At 69.5% G+C, this 2,219-nt stretch carries 1 protein-coding gene; it reads left to right on the top strand.

The genetic code is table 11. From position 1 onward, the window contains the following. Window positions 1-89 precede the first annotated feature (89 nt). A complete protein-coding gene (locus tag ACFDR9_RS27555) occupies window positions 90-2,177 on the top strand; it encodes a response regulator (protein WP_409033058.1) in 2,088 nt (695 codons plus the stop codon). The last annotated feature ends 42 nt before the right edge of the window (window positions 2,178-2,219 follow it).

The raw sequence follows: 2,219 nt of genomic DNA on the forward strand, positions 1-2,219 counted from the left end.
ATCCAAAACACGCAAAGCCAGGCCGAAGCCGCACAAGCACATGGCCCAAAAACCATGTTAAAAGGTTGGAAAATCCTTAACTTGGGTGGATTGGCTACAGCACGGACGAGCTCAGCGCCCGGCCCTACCTGGACTTCATCCACCCCGACGACCGCCCCGCCACCGGCCACGAGGCGCGGGAGCTGGCCGACGGCAAGCGCACCGAGCAGTTTGAAAACCGCTACCGCTGCAAGGACGGCTCCTACCGCAACCTGTCCTGGCAGGCGGTGCCGACCGCCTCCGGCCTGGTGTACGCGGTGGCGCACGACGTCACCGAACGCAACCGCGCCGAGTCGGAGTTGCGCCAGGCCAGGGACGCCGCCGAGGCGGCCAGCCGCGCCAAGAGCGCCTTCCTGGCCAATATGAGCCACGAAATCCGTCCGCCGATGAACGGCGTCATCGGCTTGACGGCGCTGGTGCTGAAAACCGACTTGACGGTGCAGCAGCGCGACTACATGCAATTGATCAAAACCTCGGCCGGCTCCCTGCTGCGCCTGCTCAACGACATCCTGGATTTTTCGAAAATGGAGGAAGGCAAGCTCGAGCTCGACGCCATCGCCTTCGAACTGCGCGAATCGCTCGGCGACACACTCAAGGCGTTCGCCGCCACCGCCAACGACAAGGGCCTGGAGCTGACCTACCAGGTGGCGCCGGACGTGCCGGCCTGGTTCGTCGGCGACCCGGGCCGGCTGGCGCAGATCGTCATCAACCTCGCCGGCAACGCCTTGAAGTTCACCCGCCAGGGCGAGGTGGTGGTCCGGGTCGCCTGCCAGGCCTTGTCCGACGGCGTCGCGCAACTGCGCTTTTGCGTCTCCGACACCGGCATCGGCATCGCCCCCGAACAGCAGCAAAACATCTTCCGCGCATTCGCCCAGGCCGACAGTTCGACCACGCGCGAGTATGGCGGCACCGGCCTCGGCCTGACCATCGTGTCGCAACTGGTCGGGCTGATGGGCGGCAAAATCTGGGTCGACAGCGCACCGGGGCGCGGCACCGACTTCCACTTCACGCTGCGCCTGGCGCTGGCGGCCGAGGCGCCGCCGCCCGCCCAGCAGGCCGGCGCGCTCGACAACATGGCGGTGCTGGTGGTCGACGACAACCAGACCAACCGCCTGATCCTCGGCCAGACGCTGACCAACTGGAACATGCGCCCGACGCTGGCCAGCGACGCCGGGCAGGCGCTGGCGGCGCTGCGCCTGGCGAGCGCGGCCGGCACCTCCTTCCCGCTGGCCCTGCTGGACGCGCGCATGCCCGACGCCGACGGCTTCGAGCTGGCCGAGGCGATCCGCCAACTGCCCGGCGTCGACAACACCGTCATCATGATGCTCTCGTCGAGCGACGCGGCCGGCGAGGTGGCGCGCTGCGAGCAACTGGGCATCCAGCGCTTCCTGCGCAAGCCCGTCAAACAGTCGGAACTGTTCGACGCCATCATGATGGCCGCCGGCATCGCCTCGCGCGAAGCGGCGCGCATCGCCGGCGGCGTGCTGGCGATGCCGGCCGGGCCGGCGCGCGTGCTGCGCGTGCTGGTCGCCGAGGACCACCCGATCAACCAGACGCTGGTGACGGAAATCCTGCGCGCGCGCGGCCACCTGTTCGCGCTGGCCAACAACGGCCGCGAGGCGCTCGAGCTGCTCGAGGGCGGCGCCTTCGACGCCGTGCTGATGGACGGGCAAATGCCGGAGATGGACGGCTACCAGGCCACCCGCGAGATCCGCCGGCGCGAGCGCGAACGCGGCGGCGCCGGGCGCCTGCGCATCATCGCGCTGACCGCCAACGCGATGCGCGAAGACCGCGAGTTGTGCCTGGCCGCCGGCATGGACGACTACGTCTCCAAGCCAATCGACCCGGACCAGTTGCTGGAACGGCTGGAGGCGGACTCCGGCGGCGCCGCCCCGGCGCGCGCGCCCGAGCCGGCGCCGCAGCCACAGCGGCAACGCGGCGCGGCGCGCTTCGCCACCTTCGACCTGGACGCCGCCCGCCAGCGCGCGCGCGGCAAGGAGGCGCTGCTCAAGAGCATGGCGCAGGCCTTCCTGCAGGCGCTGCCGGCGTCGCTGGCGGCGCTGGAAGACGCCGTCGGGGGGGGGGGGGGGGGGGGGAGGAGGGGGGCAACACCCCACCCCACATATACGACCCCATAACTTCCCCAGCATAACCATTGCGTCGCTTGTTTACAAAGGCAA

The sequence above is a fragment of the Janthinobacterium sp. CG_23.3 genome, from assembly GCF_046115965.1.
Lineage (GTDB): Bacteria > Pseudomonadota > Gammaproteobacteria > Burkholderiales > Burkholderiaceae_D > Janthinobacterium.